Origin of the sequence: Vogesella fluminis (assembly GCF_014652335.1) — a bacterium.
GTDB classification, from domain to species: domain Bacteria; phylum Pseudomonadota; class Gammaproteobacteria; order Burkholderiales; family Chromobacteriaceae; genus Vogesella; species Vogesella fluminis.
Genome location: NZ_BMYP01000010.1, coordinates 40,728 through 56,132, shown reverse-complemented (window position 1 = coordinate 56,132; position 15,405 = coordinate 40,728). Strand labels below are relative to the sequence as shown.

The 15,405-nt window shown below is 63.1% G+C and carries 16 protein-coding genes; 4 read left to right on the top strand and 12 right to left on the bottom strand.

Translation table 11 applies throughout. The features are described 5' to 3' along the window. Positions 1-71: 71 nt before the first annotated feature. From leuE to IE083_RS05515, 5 genes are all read right to left on the bottom strand, one after another. On the bottom strand, positions 72-719 hold the full coding sequence (gene leuE / locus IE083_RS05535) for a leucine efflux protein LeuE (protein WP_189352634.1): 648 nt from the start codon (positions 717-719) through the stop codon (positions 72-74). 16 nt (positions 720-735) lie between these two features. Further along, the gene (gene carA / locus IE083_RS05530; RefSeq protein WP_189352633.1) at positions 736-1,869 is read right to left on the bottom strand and encodes a glutamine-hydrolyzing carbamoyl-phosphate synthase small subunit; all 1,134 of its coding nucleotides are present in this window, start codon (positions 1,867-1,869) and stop codon (positions 736-738) included. A 359-nt stretch (positions 1,870-2,228) separates the two neighbouring features. After that, positions 2,229-4,013 carry an acyl-CoA dehydrogenase gene (locus IE083_RS05525; RefSeq protein WP_189352632.1) on the bottom strand — a complete coding sequence of 595 codons (1,785 nt, stop codon included), beginning with the start codon at positions 4,011-4,013 and terminating at the stop codon, positions 2,229-2,231. A gap of 187 nt (positions 4,014-4,200) precedes the next feature. Then, positions 4,201-5,133, bottom strand: a complete 933-nt coding sequence (locus IE083_RS05520) for an electron transfer flavoprotein subunit alpha/FixB family protein (RefSeq protein WP_189352631.1) — start codon at positions 5,131-5,133, stop codon at positions 4,201-4,203. A gap of 3 nt (positions 5,134-5,136) precedes the next feature. Next, on the bottom strand, positions 5,137-5,886 hold the full coding sequence (locus tag IE083_RS05515) for an electron transfer flavoprotein subunit beta/FixA family protein (RefSeq protein WP_189352630.1): 750 nt from the start codon (positions 5,884-5,886) through the stop codon (positions 5,137-5,139). A 306-nt stretch (positions 5,887-6,192) separates the two neighbouring features. Between IE083_RS05515 and IE083_RS05510 the strand changes: the two genes are divergently transcribed. After that, positions 6,193-6,612, top strand: coding sequence for a MaoC family dehydratase (locus tag IE083_RS05510; protein WP_189352629.1), 420 nt, complete (start codon positions 6,193-6,195; stop codon positions 6,610-6,612). After that, positions 6,612-7,073: a GNAT family N-acetyltransferase gene (locus tag IE083_RS05505; RefSeq protein WP_189352628.1), complete on the top strand. Its 462-nt coding sequence runs from the start codon at positions 6,612-6,614 to the stop codon at positions 7,071-7,073. Before IE083_RS05510 ends, IE083_RS05505 begins: the two co-directional genes overlap by 1 nt. Before the next feature lie 41 nt (positions 7,074-7,114). Here the strand turns inward: IE083_RS05505 and queG are convergent, their stop codons facing one another. Then, entirely contained in the window at positions 7,115-8,155 is a 1,041-nt protein-coding gene (queG, locus tag IE083_RS05500; RefSeq protein WP_373295171.1) for a tRNA epoxyqueuosine(34) reductase QueG, read from the bottom strand. Between the two features lie 43 nt (positions 8,156-8,198). On the opposite strand from queG, the gene tsaE reads away from it, so the two are divergent. Together tsaE and IE083_RS05490 are read left to right on the top strand one after the other, a co-directional pair. Continuing rightward, a complete protein-coding gene (gene tsaE / locus IE083_RS05495) occupies positions 8,199-8,684 on the top strand; it encodes a tRNA (adenosine(37)-N6)-threonylcarbamoyltransferase complex ATPase subunit type 1 TsaE (protein WP_373295172.1) in 486 nt (161 codons plus the stop codon). Then, positions 8,645-9,883 carry an N-acetylmuramoyl-L-alanine amidase gene (locus tag IE083_RS05490; protein WP_189352625.1) on the top strand — a complete coding sequence of 413 codons (1,239 nt, stop codon included), beginning with the start codon at positions 8,645-8,647 and terminating at the stop codon, positions 9,881-9,883. Before tsaE ends, IE083_RS05490 begins: the two co-directional genes overlap by 40 nt. 76 nt (positions 9,884-9,959) lie before the next feature. On the opposite strand, the gene yacG is transcribed toward IE083_RS05490, so the two are convergent. From yacG to pilB, 6 genes are read right to left on the bottom strand one after another with little or no spacing between them, the layout of a single operon-like run. Beyond that, positions 9,960-10,142 carry a DNA gyrase inhibitor YacG gene (gene yacG / locus IE083_RS05485; protein WP_189352624.1) on the bottom strand — a complete coding sequence of 61 codons (183 nt, stop codon included), beginning with the start codon at positions 10,140-10,142 and terminating at the stop codon, positions 9,960-9,962. 6 nt (positions 10,143-10,148) lie between these two features. After that, positions 10,149-10,907 (bottom strand): cell division protein ZapD, encoded by a 759-nt coding sequence (gene zapD / locus IE083_RS05480; protein WP_189352623.1) that lies wholly within the window; start codon positions 10,905-10,907, stop codon positions 10,149-10,151. Next, positions 10,904-11,554 (bottom strand): dephospho-CoA kinase, encoded by a 651-nt coding sequence (coaE, locus tag IE083_RS05475; protein ID WP_229799616.1) that lies wholly within the window; start codon positions 11,552-11,554, stop codon positions 10,904-10,906. Before coaE ends, zapD begins: the two co-directional genes overlap by 4 nt. Continuing rightward, entirely contained in the window at positions 11,547-12,401 is an 855-nt protein-coding gene (locus tag IE083_RS05470; RefSeq protein WP_189352621.1) for a prepilin peptidase, read from the bottom strand. Before IE083_RS05470 ends, coaE begins: the two co-directional genes overlap by 8 nt. Next, on the bottom strand, positions 12,401-13,618 hold the full coding sequence (locus tag IE083_RS05465) for a type II secretion system F family protein (RefSeq protein ID WP_189352620.1): 1,218 nt from the start codon (positions 13,616-13,618) through the stop codon (positions 12,401-12,403). The genes IE083_RS05470 and IE083_RS05465 overlap by 1 nt, the downstream gene beginning before the upstream one ends. Before the next feature lie 14 nt (positions 13,619-13,632). Further along, positions 13,633-15,336 carry a type IV-A pilus assembly ATPase PilB gene (gene pilB, locus IE083_RS05460; protein WP_189352619.1) on the bottom strand — a complete coding sequence of 568 codons (1,704 nt, stop codon included), beginning with the start codon at positions 15,334-15,336 and terminating at the stop codon, positions 13,633-13,635. Between the last annotated feature and the right edge of the window lie 69 nt (positions 15,337-15,405).

The following is a 15,405-nucleotide window of genomic DNA, read 5'->3' as shown; positions in this document are numbered from 1 at the left end:
TCGCTCAATATTATTCAATGTTTTACACGCTCCGGCAGGCTGACGTGGCCCGCTGCCGGAGACGCCGGGTATTACAGGCTGGCGGCGGCCAACTTGGCGCCGAAACCGATAAACATGGCACCGACCGCCCCGCCCATCGCCGCCGACAGGCGACGGCGGCGACGGAACGCCTCGGCCAGATGGTTGCCGGCCAGAATCAGCGTGGTCAGGTACAGCGCGCTGCACAGCTGCACGATGGCGCCGAGGATGGCAAAGGTCAGTGCCGGGTAGGGATAGGCCGGATCGACGAACTGCACGAAGAACGACACGAAGAACAGGATCGCCTTCGGGTTCATCAGGCTGATCAGCAGCGCCCTGGAAAACGGACGGTTGCTGTCCAGCACCGGTGCCGCCACCGCGGCCTGGCCCTGGCGACGCTGCTGCCAGCCGGCCCAGGCACCACGCAGCATGGCAATGCCCAGCCACGCCAGATAGGCACCGCCGGCATACTTGACGATGGCGAACAGCGCCGGATTGGCCTGCAGCAGACCGGCAGCACCGGTTGCGGCCAACGTCATCAGTACGAAATCACCGACGAACACGCCACAGGCACCGGCAAAGCCGGCGCGCACCCCGCGCTGCGCTGCCACCGACAGCACATACATCGAATTGGGGCCCGGCAGCAGCACGATGAAGATGGTGCCGAGTATGTAAGTGGTCAGGTCAGTGATGCCGAACATGATGCGTCCTCGGTGATCAGGCCGCTTTGTGCGCAGCCATCATGGCGATGAAACGGTCAAACAGGTAGGCCACGTCTTCCGGCCCCGGGCTCGCTTCCGGGTGACCCTGGAAGGAGAAGGCCGGACGGTCGGTCAGCGCGATGCCCTGCACCGTCTGGTCGAACAGCGAACGGTGGGTGACACGTACGTTGGCCGCAAGGCTGGCCTCGTCGACCTGAAAACCGTGGTTCTGGCTGGTGATCATCACGCGGCCGGAATCGAGATCCTGCACCGGGTGGTTGGCGCCGTGGTGGCCGAACTTCATCTTGGACGTCTTGCCGCCGACCGCCAGACCGAGCAACTGGTGGCCGAGGCAGATGCCGAATACCGGCAGCTTGGTATCCAGGATATCGCGGATGGCGGTGACCGCGTAGTCGCATGGTTCCGGATCGCCCGGGCCATTGGACAGGAACACGCCGTCCGGATTCAGCGCCAGCACGTCGCGGGCCGGCGTCTCGGCCGGCACCACGGTCAGCTTGCAGCCGCGCTCGGCCAGCATGCGCAGGATGTTGTGCTTGACACCGAAATCGTAGGCCACCACATGGAACGGGGTATCGGTCTGCTCGACATGACCCTGCCCCAGACGCCATTCACGTATCGTCCAGCCGTAGGCTTCCTTGCAGCTGACCACCTTGGCCAGATCCTGACCGGCCATGCTGCCGAAACCGCGCGCCAGCTCGACGGCTTTCGCCTCGTCGATGTCGCCGGCCATGATGCAGCCTGGCTGGGCGCCTTTTTCGCGCAGGATGCGGGTCAGTTTGCGGGTGTCGATGTCGGCGATGGCGACAACGTTGTGCTTCGTCAGGTAATCGGACAGCGAGTCTTCCGCACGGAAGTTGCTGTGCAGCAGCGGCAGATCACGGATGATCAGGCCGGATGCAAAGACGGCGCCGGACTCGGTATCTTCCGAGTTGGCGCCGACGTTGCCGATATGAGGATAAGTCAGGGTGACGATCTGCCGGGTATAGGACGGGTCGGTAAGGATTTCCTGATAACCGGTCATGGCAGTATTGAATACCACCTCTCCGACGGTGTGGCCGTTGGCTCCGATGGCGACGCCTTTGAACAGCGTGCCGTCAGCCAAGGCAAGAATCGCGGGTACGGTTGTCACTGGCTGGCTCCTAATAATGATATTTTTGGTTTATTGATACAACAAACGGGACCATAGCGACGTGCGCTTGTCCCGTTCGGTTAAACTTTTCAAGTATATCCTGTTTCCGGCCGGATCGGCAAGGCCGCACGGCAGGACTGATGCTTTTCTGAACAATGGATACAGTCGCCATCATCGGCTAAGCCCTTGTTTACGCTAGCGTCAAACCTTACAAAAAATGCGCGCATACGGCAAGTTGTTCCGCACCACCCACCGGCCAGCAACACAGCAGCCCCACACGTCGCCAGCGGCGAATAGCATATGAAAACCGCCGGTGCCGCAGCTGCGGCACCGGCGGTTCTTGCAGATCAAGCCCCCGCTCAGAACAGTGCGGCGTCCAGCTCCAGCACACTATCGGCACCGTGGATAATGGCGGCAGCCAGGCCGGAGGTCTGCGGCAGCAGGTGTTCACCATAGAAACGGGCGGTGACGATCTTTGCCGCCAGGAACCCGGCGTCGGCATCCTCCTCGCCCTGCTGCGCACGGGCGATCAGCGCGGCGCGCCCCATCATCCAGCCACCCAGCACGATGCCCATCAGCTTGAGGAACGGCACCGACCCGGCGGCGGCCAGCTGCGGCCGGCTGCCGAAGGTGTCGAGAATGAAGGCGACGCAGCGCTCGGCATCCGCAGCCGCCGCCTCAAGGTTGGCCGCAAGGCTGGCGTAGCCCGCCGCCGCCAGCTTGCCGGCGGTAACCTTGACTTCTTCCAGCAACCAGCGCGCGGTCGCGCCATCTTCGCTGGCGGTCTTGCGCCCGATCAGGTCCAGCGCCTGGATGCCGGTGGTGCCTTCGTAGATGGCGGTGATGCGCGCATCGCGGCAGTACTGCGCAACGCCGGTTTCCTCGATATAGCCCATGCCGCCGTGGATCTGCATCGCCAGACTGGTGATTTCGTTGGCCTGCTCGGTGTTCCAGCCCTTTACGACCGGGATCAGGAAATTGACCAGCGCCTGGCTGCGCGCCGCCTCGCTGGCAACCGGATCACGCGCGGCGCGGTCGAGCGCGGCGGCAGCATAGTAGGCCAGCGCACGCTGCGCCTCGATCTGCGCCTTCATCGTCATCAGCATGCGGCGCACGTCCGGGTGCTGGATGATGGCGACACCGGCCGCATCCGGCGAACCGATGGCACGGCTTTGCACGCGTTCGCGGGCGTATTCCACCGCCTTCTGGTAGGCGCGCTCGGATACCGCCATGCCTTCCACGCCAACGCCGAGGCGCGCGTGGTTCATCATGGTAAACATGTAGGAGAGCCCCTTGTTGGCCTCGCCCACCAGGTAGCCGATGGCACCGCCGTCGTCGCCGAAACTCATCACCGCGGTCGGGCTGCCGTGAATACCCAGCTTGTGCTCCAGCGACACGCAGCGCACGTCGTTGCGCGCGCCCAGGCTGCCGTCGGCATTCACCAGGAACTTGGGCACGATGAACAGCGAGATACCCTTCACCCCGGCCGGGGCGTCCGGCAGGCGGGCCAGCACCAGATGGACGATGTTGTCCGCCATGTCGTGCTCACCCCAGGTGATGAAAATCTTCTGGCCGCTGATCTTGTAGCTGCCATCCCCCACCGGCACCGCCTTGCTGCGTACCTGGGCCAGGTCGGAACCGGCCTGCGGTTCGGTCAGGTTCATGGTACCGGTCCACTCGCCGCTGGACATGCGCGGCAGGTAGACGGCTTTCAGTTCGCCGGAGGCATGGTGATTGATGGCCTCGATCGCGCCCAGCGTCAGCAGCGGCGCCAGCGAGAACGCCAGGCTGGCCGAGCACCACATTTCCTCGGCGGCGATGGCCACCAGTGCCGGCAGGCCCTGGCCGCCGAACTCGGCCGGTGCACGCAGGCCGACCCAGCCAGCCTCGACATACTGTTGCCACGCATCCTTGAAGCCCTCGGCGGCGGTCACGCTGAAATCCGGTGCCCACTTGGCGCCCTTGTCGCCCAGCCGGTTGATCGGCGCCAGTACGTTCTCGGCGAACTTGGCGCCTTCCTCCATAATGGCTTCGGTCAGTTCGACGCTGCAGTCTTCGTAACCCGGCAGGGTGCAGATGGCCGGCAGCTCGGCCAGCTCGTTCAGGGCAAAGCGGATGTCTTTGCTGGGTGCCTTGTAAATCATTGATCGCTCCTCTGTGTCGTTTCTCGTCATTTCTCGTGCAAAAAAACCGGCCATGTGTCCGCCAACGGACAAGCCGCACGCTGCGCACTGCGCGGTATGGGCTCCTCCAGACGAACCGGTCATGGCCGGTCTTCTTGTGTGGTGCGGCACCGTGGCGCCGCACCTTGTTTTATGGGTACTGCGGGTATTACTTGGACAGCTCGGCGATCAGCTCCGGCACCACGGTGAACAGGTCACCGACGATGCCATAGTCGGCCACCTGGAAGATCGGCGCCTCTTCATCCTTGTTGATCGCCACGATCACCTTGGAATCCTTCATGCCGGCCAGGTGCTGGATGGCACCGGAGATGCCCACCGCCAGGTACAGCTGCGGCGCCACCACCTTGCCGGTCTGGCCGACCTGGTAGTCGTTTGGCGCGTAGCCGGCATCCACCGCAGCGCGCGAGGCACCGACGGCGGCGGACAGTTTGTCGGCCAGCGGCTCGATGATGGCCTTGAACTGCTCTTCGGAGCCCAGCGCACGACCACCGGACACGATGATCTTGGCGGCGCCCAGTTCCGGACGATCGGACTTGGTCAGCTCCTGACCGACAAAGCTGGACAGGCCGGCGTCGGACACGGTAGCGACCGCCTCAACGTTGGCCGCACCGCCCTGAGCCGCCGCCTCGAAGGCGGTAGTACGCACGGTGATGACCTTGATGGCATCAAGCGACTGCACGGTGGCCAGCACGTTGCCGGCGTACACCGGACGCACGAAGGTGTCGGCGGATTCGATGGCGATGATGTCGGAAACCTGGGCCACGTCCAAGAGCGCGGCCACGCGCGGCAGCAGGTTCTTGCCGTAGGAGGTTGCCGGAGCCAGCACGTGGCTGTAAGCCGTGGCCAAGTCCACCACCAGCGGTGCCACGTTCTCGGCCAGGCCGTGGGCGTAGGCGGCGTTGTCGGCCAGCAGCACGCGGGCCACGCCGGCAACGCTCTTGGCGGCATCAGCAGCGGCAGCGGCATTGTGACCGGCGACCAGCACGTGCACTTCGCCGAGCTTGGCGGCGGCGGTAACGGTATTCAGAGTGCCTGCTTTCAGGCTCTGGTTGTCGTGTTCAGCGATAACGAGAATGGCCATGGCTTACAGCACCTTTGCTTCGTTTTTGAGTTTGGCCACCAGCTCGGCGGCATTGGCAACCTTGATACCGGCCGAGCGCTTGGCTGGCTCGGCCACTTTCAGGGTCTTCAGGCGCGGGGCGACATCGACGCCCAGATCGGCCGGGGAGGTCTTGTCCAGCGGCTTCTTCTTGGCGGCCATGATGTTCGGCAGCTTGACGTAGCGCGGCTCGTTCAGGCGCAGGTCGGTGGTGACCACCGCCGGCAGGCGCAGCTTGACGGTTTCCAGGCCGCCATCCACTTCGCGGGTCACGTCCACGGTTTCCGCAGACAGGTCAACCTTGGAAGCGAAGGTACCCTGGCCCCAGCCCAACAGTGCCGACACCATCTGGCCGGTCTGGTTGGCATCGTCGTCGATCGCCTGCTTGCCGACGATCAGCAGCTGCGGCTGTTCCTTGTCGGCGATCGCCTTCAGCAGCTTGGCCACCGCCAGCGGCTGCAGCTCGGCGTCGGTTTCCACCAGGATGGCGCGGTCGGCGCCCATGGCCAGTGCGGTACGCAGGGTTTCCTCGCACTGTTTCACCCCCAGCGATACCACCACGATCTCGGAGACCTTGCCGGCTTCCTTCAGGCGTACGGCTTCTTCAACCGCGATCTCGTCGAACGGGTTCATCGACATCTTGACGTTGGCGACATCCACATCGGTGCCATCGGCCTTGACGCGTACTTTCACGTTGTAATCGACAACGCGTTTCACAGCGACTAGAGCTTTCATATTCCTCCAGCGAACTCTCTGAGTTGAACAATTGTCGTCAATGTGCGGCTGCCTGGCATGAGGCGGCAGCACAATATCGAACAAGCGTTTAATTGGTAGATTGCCTACAAAAAAACTGCAGTACAACAGGGGTGACACAAATATTACGCCATTTTCCCCGCAATTTGCATTTAAGGTAAAGCGTGTCAGAATGCGCTGCAACAATTGAGCATGTCATAACACGCCGACAGACCGGACATTCCTGTCGCAAGTGCTGTCATCGTGGCGGCTACTTGCGGCATTTCTTGCCAAAACAGGGAGCACAGCATGACTGTCTACTTCGAAGACATCCAGATCGGTGACAGCGCCGAATACGCCAAGACCATCACCGAGGCCGATATCCTGATGTTTGCCGCCGTTTCCGGCGACGACAACCCGGTACACATCAACCAGGAATACGCCGAAGCGTCGATGTTCAAGACCCGCATCGCCCACGGCATGCTCACCGCCGGACTGATTTCCACCGTGGTCGGCACCCGCCTGCCGGGTAACGGCACCATCTACCTGTCGCAGTCGACCAGGTTCAAAGCACCGGTACGTCTCGGCGAGACCGTCACCGCCCGCGTCACCGTCACCGAGCTGGACCCGGCGAAGAAGCGCGTCAAGTTCGCCACCCAATGCCTGGTGAAGGGCAATGTGGTACTGGAAGGCGAATCGCTGGTGATCGCGCCGTCGCGTCCCGCCTGATGGGCACGCTGCGCATCGAACGGCTGTGCGACGGGCACGGCCATATCACCCGGCCGCAAACGTTGGCCGCGGCGCTGGCGGTGCATAGGCAGTTGCGGCCGATGCTGCCGGAAGATAGCGCCAGCTATGTCGCCAAGATGGCGCGCATCACCGGCTACGGCGCGCGGCTGGTGGCGGCATTGAACGAGGACGATCAGGTGGCAGGCCTGGCGCTGTACCGCGTCTACGAGAACACCTACGAAGACCTGCGCCTGTACATCGACGATCTGGTCACCGACGAGCGCCTGCGCTCGCAAGGCGTCGGCAGCGCGCTGATCGACTGGTGCGAGGCCGAGGCGCGGGCGCTGGGTTGCCGCTTCCTGGTGCTGGATTCCGGCACCTGGCGCACCGCCGCGCACAAGCTGTACCTGCGCAAGGAGTTCGTGATCTCCTCCTTCCACTTCACCCGCGCGCTGGACTGAGCGCCCGCCCAAGGTTGGCCGCAGGCCTTGCGGCCAACCTTTCATGCGCGGCCCTGTTGTTGCGCCAGCGCCCAGCGCACCGATTCGCGCACCACGTCGTCCGCATGATCCTGCTGCTGTTGCAACGCAACAACAATCTCCACCGCATACGGCGCATTGCCCAGCCCGATGGCCAGATTGGACAGCCACTTGGCGTAGCCGATACGGTAGATCGGGCTGCCGGCCATGCGGCTGGCAAAGGTCGCCTCGTCCCAGCCGAACAGCTCCAGCAGGCTGACATCGTCCAGCCCGTGACGCACGGCAAAATCCTCCTCCCGCGAGTGCACCACGAAACGGTTCCACGGACACGCCAGCTGGCAGTCGTCACAGCCATAGACACGGTTGCCGATCAGCGGCCGCAGCGGCTCCGGTATCACGCCCTTCAGCTCGATGGTGAGGTAGGAAATGCAGCGCCGGGCATCGAGTTGGTACGGCGCCACGATGGCACCGGTGGGGCAGGCCGTGATGCAGCGCGTGCAACTGCCGCAGTGGCCATCCTCGCTGTCATCCTCCGGCAACGGCAGATCGGTGAGAATCTCGCCAAGGAAAAACAGCGAGCCCTGCTTCTTGTTGAGCAGCAGGGTGTGCTTGCCGCGCCAGCCCTGCCCCGCCTGTGCCGCCAGCGCGACCTCGGCCAGCGGCGCGCTGTCGGTGAACACGCGGTAGCCGTGTTCGCCCACCGCCTGCGTGACGCGCTCGGCCAGCTTCTGCAAGCGGTTGCGTATCACCTTGTGGTAGTCGCGGCCCAGGGCATAGCGCGACAGGTAGGCGCGTGTGCCGTCGCCCAGCACCGCTTCGGCAGCACGCGCCGCCGCCGGCCAGTAGTGCATGCGCAGGCTGATCACGCGCACCGTGCCCGGCACCAGTTCCGCCGGCCGCATCCGCATCACGCCGTGGCGCGCCATGTAATCCATTTCGCCATGATTGCCCGCCGCCAGCCATGCCAGCAGGCCGGCCTCGGCCTCGGGCGGCAATGCCGCCGCCGTGATATGTGCCTCGGCAAAACCGAGTTCTTTGGCCCATCCCTTGATTTGGCTGGCCAATTGGCGATAATTCTCGCTTTTACAGGATATTTCACTCATGGCAATGGATGATACCAGCCTGCGGCAAGGCTTCCTTGCCGATGAAAGCGCCACCCTGCAACTGGGCGCCACGTTGGCCGCAGTGCTGCACGGCGGCATCCAGCTGCAACTGCACGGCGATCTCGGCGCCGGCAAGACCACTTTCACCCGCGGCCTGCTGCAGGCGCTGGGCCATGCGGGGCGGGTGAAAAGCCCGACCTATACCCTGGTGGAAAGCTACAGCCTGCCGCCGCTGATGGTGCACCACTTCGACCTGTACCGTTTTACCGATCCGGACGAATGGCACGATGCGGGCTTTGGTGACTACTTTGCCGCCGACACGCTGTGCATCGTCGAATGGCCGGACAAGGCCGGTGACTGCCTGCCGCCGCCCGACCTGGTGCTGGAACTCTCGGTCTGCGACGCTGGTCGCAACTATCGCCTTCAAGCCTTTAGCGAAACAGGACACCAATGCCTCTCCCGCCTTGCGACCCCCGCCGCCGCCAGTTGATCGGTGCCGCCGCGGCCACGTTTTTCCTGAGCGTCAGCCGCATCGGCTTCGCCAGCAGCAGCCAGATCGTGGCGGTACGGGTGTGGCCGTCGTCAACCTACACCCGCGTCACCATCGAGGCCAGCGAAACCATCCGCTACAAGCATTTCAGCCTCGCCGATCCGAACCGGCTGGTGATCGACCTGGAAGGCGTGCAGCTGACCGGCATCCTGCAAGACATCAACAAGCAGATCCAGAGCGCCGACCCCTTCATCCAGACCGCGCGCGCCGGCCAGTTCAACAGCAACACCGTACGCCTGGTGCTGGACCTGCGCAACGAGGTCAAACCGCAGATCTTCTCGCTGCAGCCGATCGGCGAGTACCGGCACCGGCTGGTGGTGGATCTGTATCCGGCCAGTGGCCAGCAGGACGATCCGCTGCTGGCGCTGCTGCAGGACTACAACAAGGGGCAGCTGAACGAGCAGGCACCACTGGGCGGCAAGGGCCGCACCGACAAGAACCGCATCATCACCGTGGTCATCGACCCCGGCCACGGCGGCGAGGACCCCGGCGCGGTCGGCCCGTCCGGCGTCTATGAAAAAGACGTGGTGCTGCGTATCAGCCGCCAGTTGAAGAAGCTGATCGACAGTGAAAAAAACATGAAGGCGCACCTGACGCGCGACGAGGACGTGTTCATCCCGCTGGGGGTGCGCGTGGCCAAGGCGCGCAAACTCGGCGCCGACCTGTTCATCTCCATCCATGCCGACGCCGTCGCCAACCGCACCGCCAATGGCTCCTCGGTGTTCGCACTGTCGGAAAACGGCGCCACCAGCAGCATGGCGCGGCTGCTGGCCAAGAGCCAGAACGATGCCGACCTGATCGGCGGCGTCAAGATCAGCGGCAAGGACCGCTACCTCGCCCACACCCTGTTCGACTTGACACAGACCGCCACCATCAATGACAGCCTGAAACTGGGCAAGCTGGTACTGGGCAAGATGGGCAATCTCAACCGCCTGCACAAGCCGCAGGTGGAGCAGGCCGGCTTTGCCGTGCTCAAGGCGCCGGACATCCCCTCCATCCTGGTGGAAACCGCGTTCATCAGTAACTACGAGGAAGAAAAGAAGCTGCTCAGCCCGGCCTTCCAGCAGCAGATGGCGGAAGCGATCATGTCCGGCGTGCACCAGTATTTTGCGCAGGGCGCGGTATTGGCCCGCACCTGAATCACCGGCCAGCAATGAAAAAGCCGTTGCCTTGCGGGCAACGGCTTTTTGCTGGCTGGCGCTCGGCGCTCGGCGCTCAATCGGGATGGTCGTCGAACGGCAGATCCGGCGTCGCCGGCACACGGTACTGTTCGTCGGCCCACTGGCCGAGGTCGATCAGCTTGCAGCGCTCGCTGCAGAACGGGCGGTACGGGCTGTCAGGGCCCCAGCGCACCGGGGTCTTGCATTGCGGACAGCGAACGATAGTGGGCGAGGTCATCGGCAATCAGAACTTGCAAAAAGTCAGGGTGAACTCGATATCCTGCTCCGCCTGGCGCGAACGCACCTCGCCGGTGCCGGCATCGACAAAACGGATATTCAGCGCATACTTGTTGGCAGAGACCTCCGGCACTACCCGGTAGCTGTCGGCAAAGCTGATGCGGATCAGTTGCACCACCTTGCCGCCGGACATCTGCTGGAACGCGCCACGGCGCGCAACATAGGAAAAATGCTTGCCGCTGTCGCGCAGCAGTTTCAACAGGATGGCCGCAGCCTGTGCCGTCGGCATCAGCGGCTGCGCCCAGCGTTGCAGGTCGGCACGGCGCTGCGCCACCGGCTGCTGCAGCCACAGGTAGTAGGAAGGCAAATCGAAGGAGCAGGTGCCGCCGGGAATGATGGCGCGCTGCTTTATCGCCATCAGCCACTCGTTTTCGCGCAGATGCTGGCCAAAGCGGCTGCTCAGCTCCAGCAGGTTCTGCGATGCCAGTTCGATCTCGTCCAGCACCTGCTCCAGCGCCACCTGCTCAATGGCCGGGCTGTCGCGCCAGCTCTCCAGCGCCTGCTTCTGCCGCTCCAGTTCCTGCAGCAGCTCCGATTTCAACTCGGTACGGCCGGCCGCTTCCAGCACCTCGAACAGCGCCATCAGCGCAGCGTGATGCTGGTATGGTTCATCCTGTGCCACGAAGAAAGCCAGCCGCTGATAAAGCTGCTCCAGCCGGAGCAGTGTTCTGGTACGTTCGGTAACAGGAAACTCGAAACTAGTCACAGCGCCGGATCCACAGAATTTGAAGGGGTAGCAAGGTTGGCCGCAGCAAAACGTTGCAGATAATAACGATGTTTGTTCTCGACTTGCCGCGACAATAGCGCCAAATCGCCACTATTATCAAGCACGGCATCCGCCAGGGCCAGTCGCTCGGCACGTGGCATCTGTGCGGCGATGATGGCATCTACTTGTACTGCCGGCAAGCCGCTGCGCTGCATCACCCGCTCACGCTGCAGCCTTGGCTCGCAATCCACCAGCAACGTCTCGGCCACCAGGTTTCGATAAGCCGGCGTTTCAAACAGCAGCGGCACCGCCAGTAGCACGTAAGGGGCCTCCTGCAGCGAAGCCAGCAGCCGCCGGCTTTCCGCCAGGATCAGTGGATGGAGAATGGCCTCCAGCCGCTGCCGCTCGCCGGCATCGGCAAACACCTTCTGCCGCATCACGCCACGATCCAGCGCACCTTCCGGCGTCTGGATCGCCGCGCCAAACTGAGCCACCAGTGCCGGCATTGCGGCACCACCGGCTGCAGTCAGCTGATGCGCGATGCGGTCGGTATCGACACAGGGAATCCCCAGACTGGCAAACAGCCCCTCGACAGTGCTCTTGCCGGCGCCGATGCCGCCGGTCAGGCCGATCACCGGGCTAGGCACCGAGATACCACTGCATGATGGCAGGCCCCCACACGAAGGCACACCAGCCGGCCAGCGCCAGGTACGGCCCGAAAGGCATGGTCTGGCCTTTTTCATGTTTCGACAGCAGCAGCAACAGAATGCCGAACACCGCCCCCAGCACCGACGACAGCAGGATCACCAGCGGCAGCAGCATCCAGCCCAGCCAGGCACCCAGCGCCGCCAGCAGCTTGAAGTCGCCGTAGCCCATGCCCTCCTTGCCGGTTACCAGTTTGAACAGCCAGTACACCGACCACAGCGCCAGGTAGCCCAGCACCGCGCCCATTACCGCATCCGCCAGCGGCACCCGGCCACTCCACAGGTTGTACAGCAGACCGGCCCACAGCAAGGGCAGGGTCAGGTCATCCGGCAACAGTTGGGTACGGGCATCGATCAGCGCCAAGGCCAGCAGCGTCACCGAAAACAGCGAGGCCGCCAGCCACCACGGCGACAGGCCGTAGTGCCAGGCAAAGCCGGCAAACAGCAGGCCGCTGGCCAGTTCCACCAAGGGATAACGCCAGGAAATCGGTGCCCGGCAATGACTGCAGCGACCGCGCTGCAGCAGGAAACTGAGCAACGGGATATTCTGCCACGCACGGATCGGCGCCTGGCAATGCGGACAAGCAGAGGCCGGCACCAGCAGGTTGAACGGCGGCTGCTCCGGCAACTCGCTACCCTGCCACTGCGCACACTCCACTGCCCAGCGCCGCTCCAGCATCAAGGGCAGGCGATGGATCACCACGTTGAGAAAACTGCCGAGCAGCAGGCCCAGCAGTGCCGCAATCGCCACCTGGCCGCCTGCCGGCAGCTCCGCCAATAGCGCCAGCATCAACCGACCACCTGTCCCATCTGGAAGATCGGCATGTACATTGCGATCACCAAGCCACCAATCAGCACCCCGAGAATGATCATGATCATCGGCTCCAGCAAGCTGGACAGCGACGCCACCGCATTATCGACTTCGTCTTCATAAAAATCCGCCACCTTGTCCAGCATGGAGTCGAGCGAGCCGGACTCCTCGCCGATCGAGGTCATCTGCAGCACCATATTGGGAAACAGATTGGAACGCTGCATCGAGTTGTTGAGGGTCGAACCGGCGCTGACATCCGACTGGATGACCCTGGTGGCCTCGGCATACACCTGGTTGCCGGCGGCACCGGCCACCGAATCCAGCGCCTCCACCAGCGGCACGCCGGCGGTAAACAGCGTCGATAGCGTCCGCGCCCAGCGCGCGATGGTCGCCTTGCGCACCACATCGCCGATCACCGGCACCTTCAGCACGAAACGGTCCAGTGCCGCCTGCATCCTGGACGAGCGCTGATACAGCTTGACGGTACCGATGATCACCACCGCGATGGAGCCGAACACCATCCACCAGTACTCGACAAACAGGTCCGACAGCCAGATCACGATCTGCGTCGGCGCCGGCAGATCGGCACCAAAACTGGAGAACAGTTCCTTGAACGCCGGAATCACGTAGATCAGGATCACCGCGGTAATGATGAAGGCGGTGGCAATGATTGCCGCCGGGTAGATCATCGCCGACTTGATCTTGCCCTTGATGGCAATGATCTTTTCCTTGTAGGTCGCCAGCTTGTCCAGCAGCGCATCCAGCACCCCGCCCGCCTCGCCGGCGGCGATCAGGTTGCAGAACAGCTTGTCGAAGTACAGCGGGTATTTTCGGAAGGCATCGGCCAGGTTGCTGCCGGACTCGACCTCCGAGCGCACATCCAGCAGGATACGCACGAAGGCGGCATTGCTGTGGCCCTTGGCCGCGATATCAAAGGCCTGCAGCAGCGGCACCCCGGCCTTCATCATGGTCGCCAGCTGGCGGGTAAACAGCGCGACATCCTTTTCGGTAATACGCTGGCGCAGGCTGACGCCGCGTTTTTTCAGTCTGGTCGGGCTGACCCCTTGCCGGCGCAACTGGGCGCGGGCGACGGTTTCCGACTCGGCACGAATCTCGCCACGGATGGCCTTGCCGGCCCGGTCGCGCCCTTCCCACACAAAGACATGGGAGGCAGGCTTCTTGCTTGGCGTGGGCATAATGATTTTTCTGTTTATTCGTTGGTAACGGCTTCGATCTCGGTCAACGACGTCAGGCCGCGTTTTACCTTCAGCAAGCCGGCATGGCGCAAATCGACCATGCCCTCCTGGCGCGCAAGATCGGCAATATCCATCGCATTGCCGCCGCTCATGATCAGCCGCACCATGGCATCAGTAATCGGCATCACCTCGTAGATGCCGATCCGTCCCTTATAGCCGCTACCGCGGCACTCGTCGCAGCCGACCGGGCCATACGGCTGCCAGCCGCCATCCAGCTCTTCCTGGCCGAAGCCGGCTTGCAGCAAGGCCTGCTCGGGAATCTCGACCGGCGCCTTGCAGTGGTTGCACAGACGTCGGGCCAGCCGCTGCGCCATGATCAGCAATACCGAGCTGGCGACATTGAACGGCGCCACGCCCATATTCAGCAGCCGGGTCAGCGTTGACGGTGCATTATTGGTATGCAGGGTGGAAAACACCATGTGGCCGGTCTGAGCCGCCTTGATCGAAATATCCGCCGTCTCGAAATCGCGGATCTCGCCGACCATGATGATGTCAGGGTCCTGGCGCAGGAAGGCACGCAGCGCCGAGGCAAAAGTCAGCCCGGCCTTCTCGTTGACGTTGACCTGGTTGATGCCGGGCAGGTTGATTTCTACCGGATCTTCCGCGGTGGAAATATTGCTGTCCGGCTGGTTCAGGATATTGAGGCAGGTATACAGCGACACCGTCTTGCCGCTACCGGTCGGCCCGGTCACCAGCACCATGCCGTACGGACGCTCGATTGCGCGCAGCAGCATTTCCTTCTGCTCCGGCTCAAAGCCGAGCTGCTCGATATCCAGCGCAGCACCGGAGGAATCGAGGATACGCATCACAATCTTCTCGCCGTACAGCGTCGGCAAGGTGCTGACCCGGAAATCCACGGTGCGGTGCTTGGAAATCACCAGCTTCAGGCGGCCGTCCTGCGGCACCCGTTTTTCCGAGATGTCCATCTTGGACACCACCTTGATGCGCGACGCCAGCTTCTCGCGGATGGCCAGCGGCGGCTGCGCGATCTCCTTAAGGATGCCGTCGACCCGGTAGCGGATACGGAAGAACTTCTCGTAAGGCTCGAAGTGAATGTCCGACGCCCCGCCATTGATGGCATCCATCAGCACCTTGTTGACGAACTTGACCACCGGCGCGTCATCGACATCCGGCAGGCTGTCGCTCTCCAGTTGCGCATCGCCATCGGTCAGCTGCAGTTCGCCAAACTCGTCACCGACCAGGTCGTTGAGCATCTTGCCGGGGTTGCTGGCATAGCGGCCGATTGCCCGCGCCAGCTTGTCGTCCTCCACCACCACCAGCTCGATGCTGAGGCCGGTCTTGAAGGTAATGGTGTGGAACAGCGTCGCCTGCGTCGGATCGGACGTGGCGATGAACAGCTTGTTGCCGCGCTTGTACAAAGGCAGCAGACGGCCGTTATTGACCGTGTCGTCGTCCACCAGATTGCGCGGCAGTCCGTCCTGGCTCAGCGCGGCCAGATCCAGCAAGGGCAAGCCGAACATGTTGGCCGCAAACACCGCCACTTCGATCGCGCTCATTTTCTTGCTCTGCACCAGCAGCTCGACAAAGCTCACCCGCGTGCTCTGCGCCTGTTTGAACAGCGCCTCGGCATCCGCCGTCGCCAGCCGCTCGTTCTGCACCAGGGCGCGTGCCAGTCCGGAAATGCTTGCTGTGCTCATGACATTATTCGCCAGAAAAGGATGGGGGGATTATACGAAGAAAACGGGGCGGGGTTCATGGTGGCGCAA

Bases quoted from the DNA above. Each gene is read 5' to 3' on its own strand.
- leuE (WP_189352634.1), bottom strand. From the start codon at position 719: ATGTTCGGCATCACTGACCTGACCACTTACATACTCGGCACCATCTTC.
- IE083_RS05525 (WP_189352632.1), bottom strand. From the start codon at position 4,013: ATGATTTACAAGGCACCCAGCAAAGACATCCGCTTTGCCCTGAACGAG.
- IE083_RS05520 (WP_189352631.1), bottom strand. From the start codon at position 5,133: ATGGCCATTCTCGTTATCGCTGAACACGACAACCAGAGCCTGAAAGCA.
- IE083_RS05515 (WP_189352630.1), bottom strand. From the start codon at position 5,886: ATGAAAGCTCTAGTCGCTGTGAAACGCGTTGTCGATTACAACGTGAAA.
- IE083_RS05510 (WP_189352629.1), top strand. From the start codon at position 6,193: ATGACTGTCTACTTCGAAGACATCCAGATCGGTGACAGCGCCGAATAC.
- IE083_RS05505 (WP_189352628.1), top strand. From the start codon at position 6,612: ATGGGCACGCTGCGCATCGAACGGCTGTGCGACGGGCACGGCCATATC.
- tsaE (WP_373295172.1), top strand. From the start codon at position 8,199: ATGGATGATACCAGCCTGCGGCAAGGCTTCCTTGCCGATGAAAGCGCC.
- IE083_RS05490 (WP_189352625.1), top strand. From the start codon at position 8,645: ATGCCTCTCCCGCCTTGCGACCCCCGCCGCCGCCAGTTGATCGGTGCC.
- yacG (WP_189352624.1), bottom strand. From the start codon at position 10,142: ATGACCTCGCCCACTATCGTTCGCTGTCCGCAATGCAAGACCCCGGTG.
- IE083_RS05470 (WP_189352621.1), bottom strand. From the start codon at position 12,401: ATGCTGGCGCTATTGGCGGAGCTGCCGGCAGGCGGCCAGGTGGCGATT.
- IE083_RS05465 (WP_189352620.1), bottom strand. From the start codon at position 13,618: ATGCCCACGCCAAGCAAGAAGCCTGCCTCCCATGTCTTTGTGTGGGAA.
- pilB (WP_189352619.1), bottom strand. From the start codon at position 15,336: ATGAGCACAGCAAGCATTTCCGGACTGGCACGCGCCCTGGTGCAGAAC.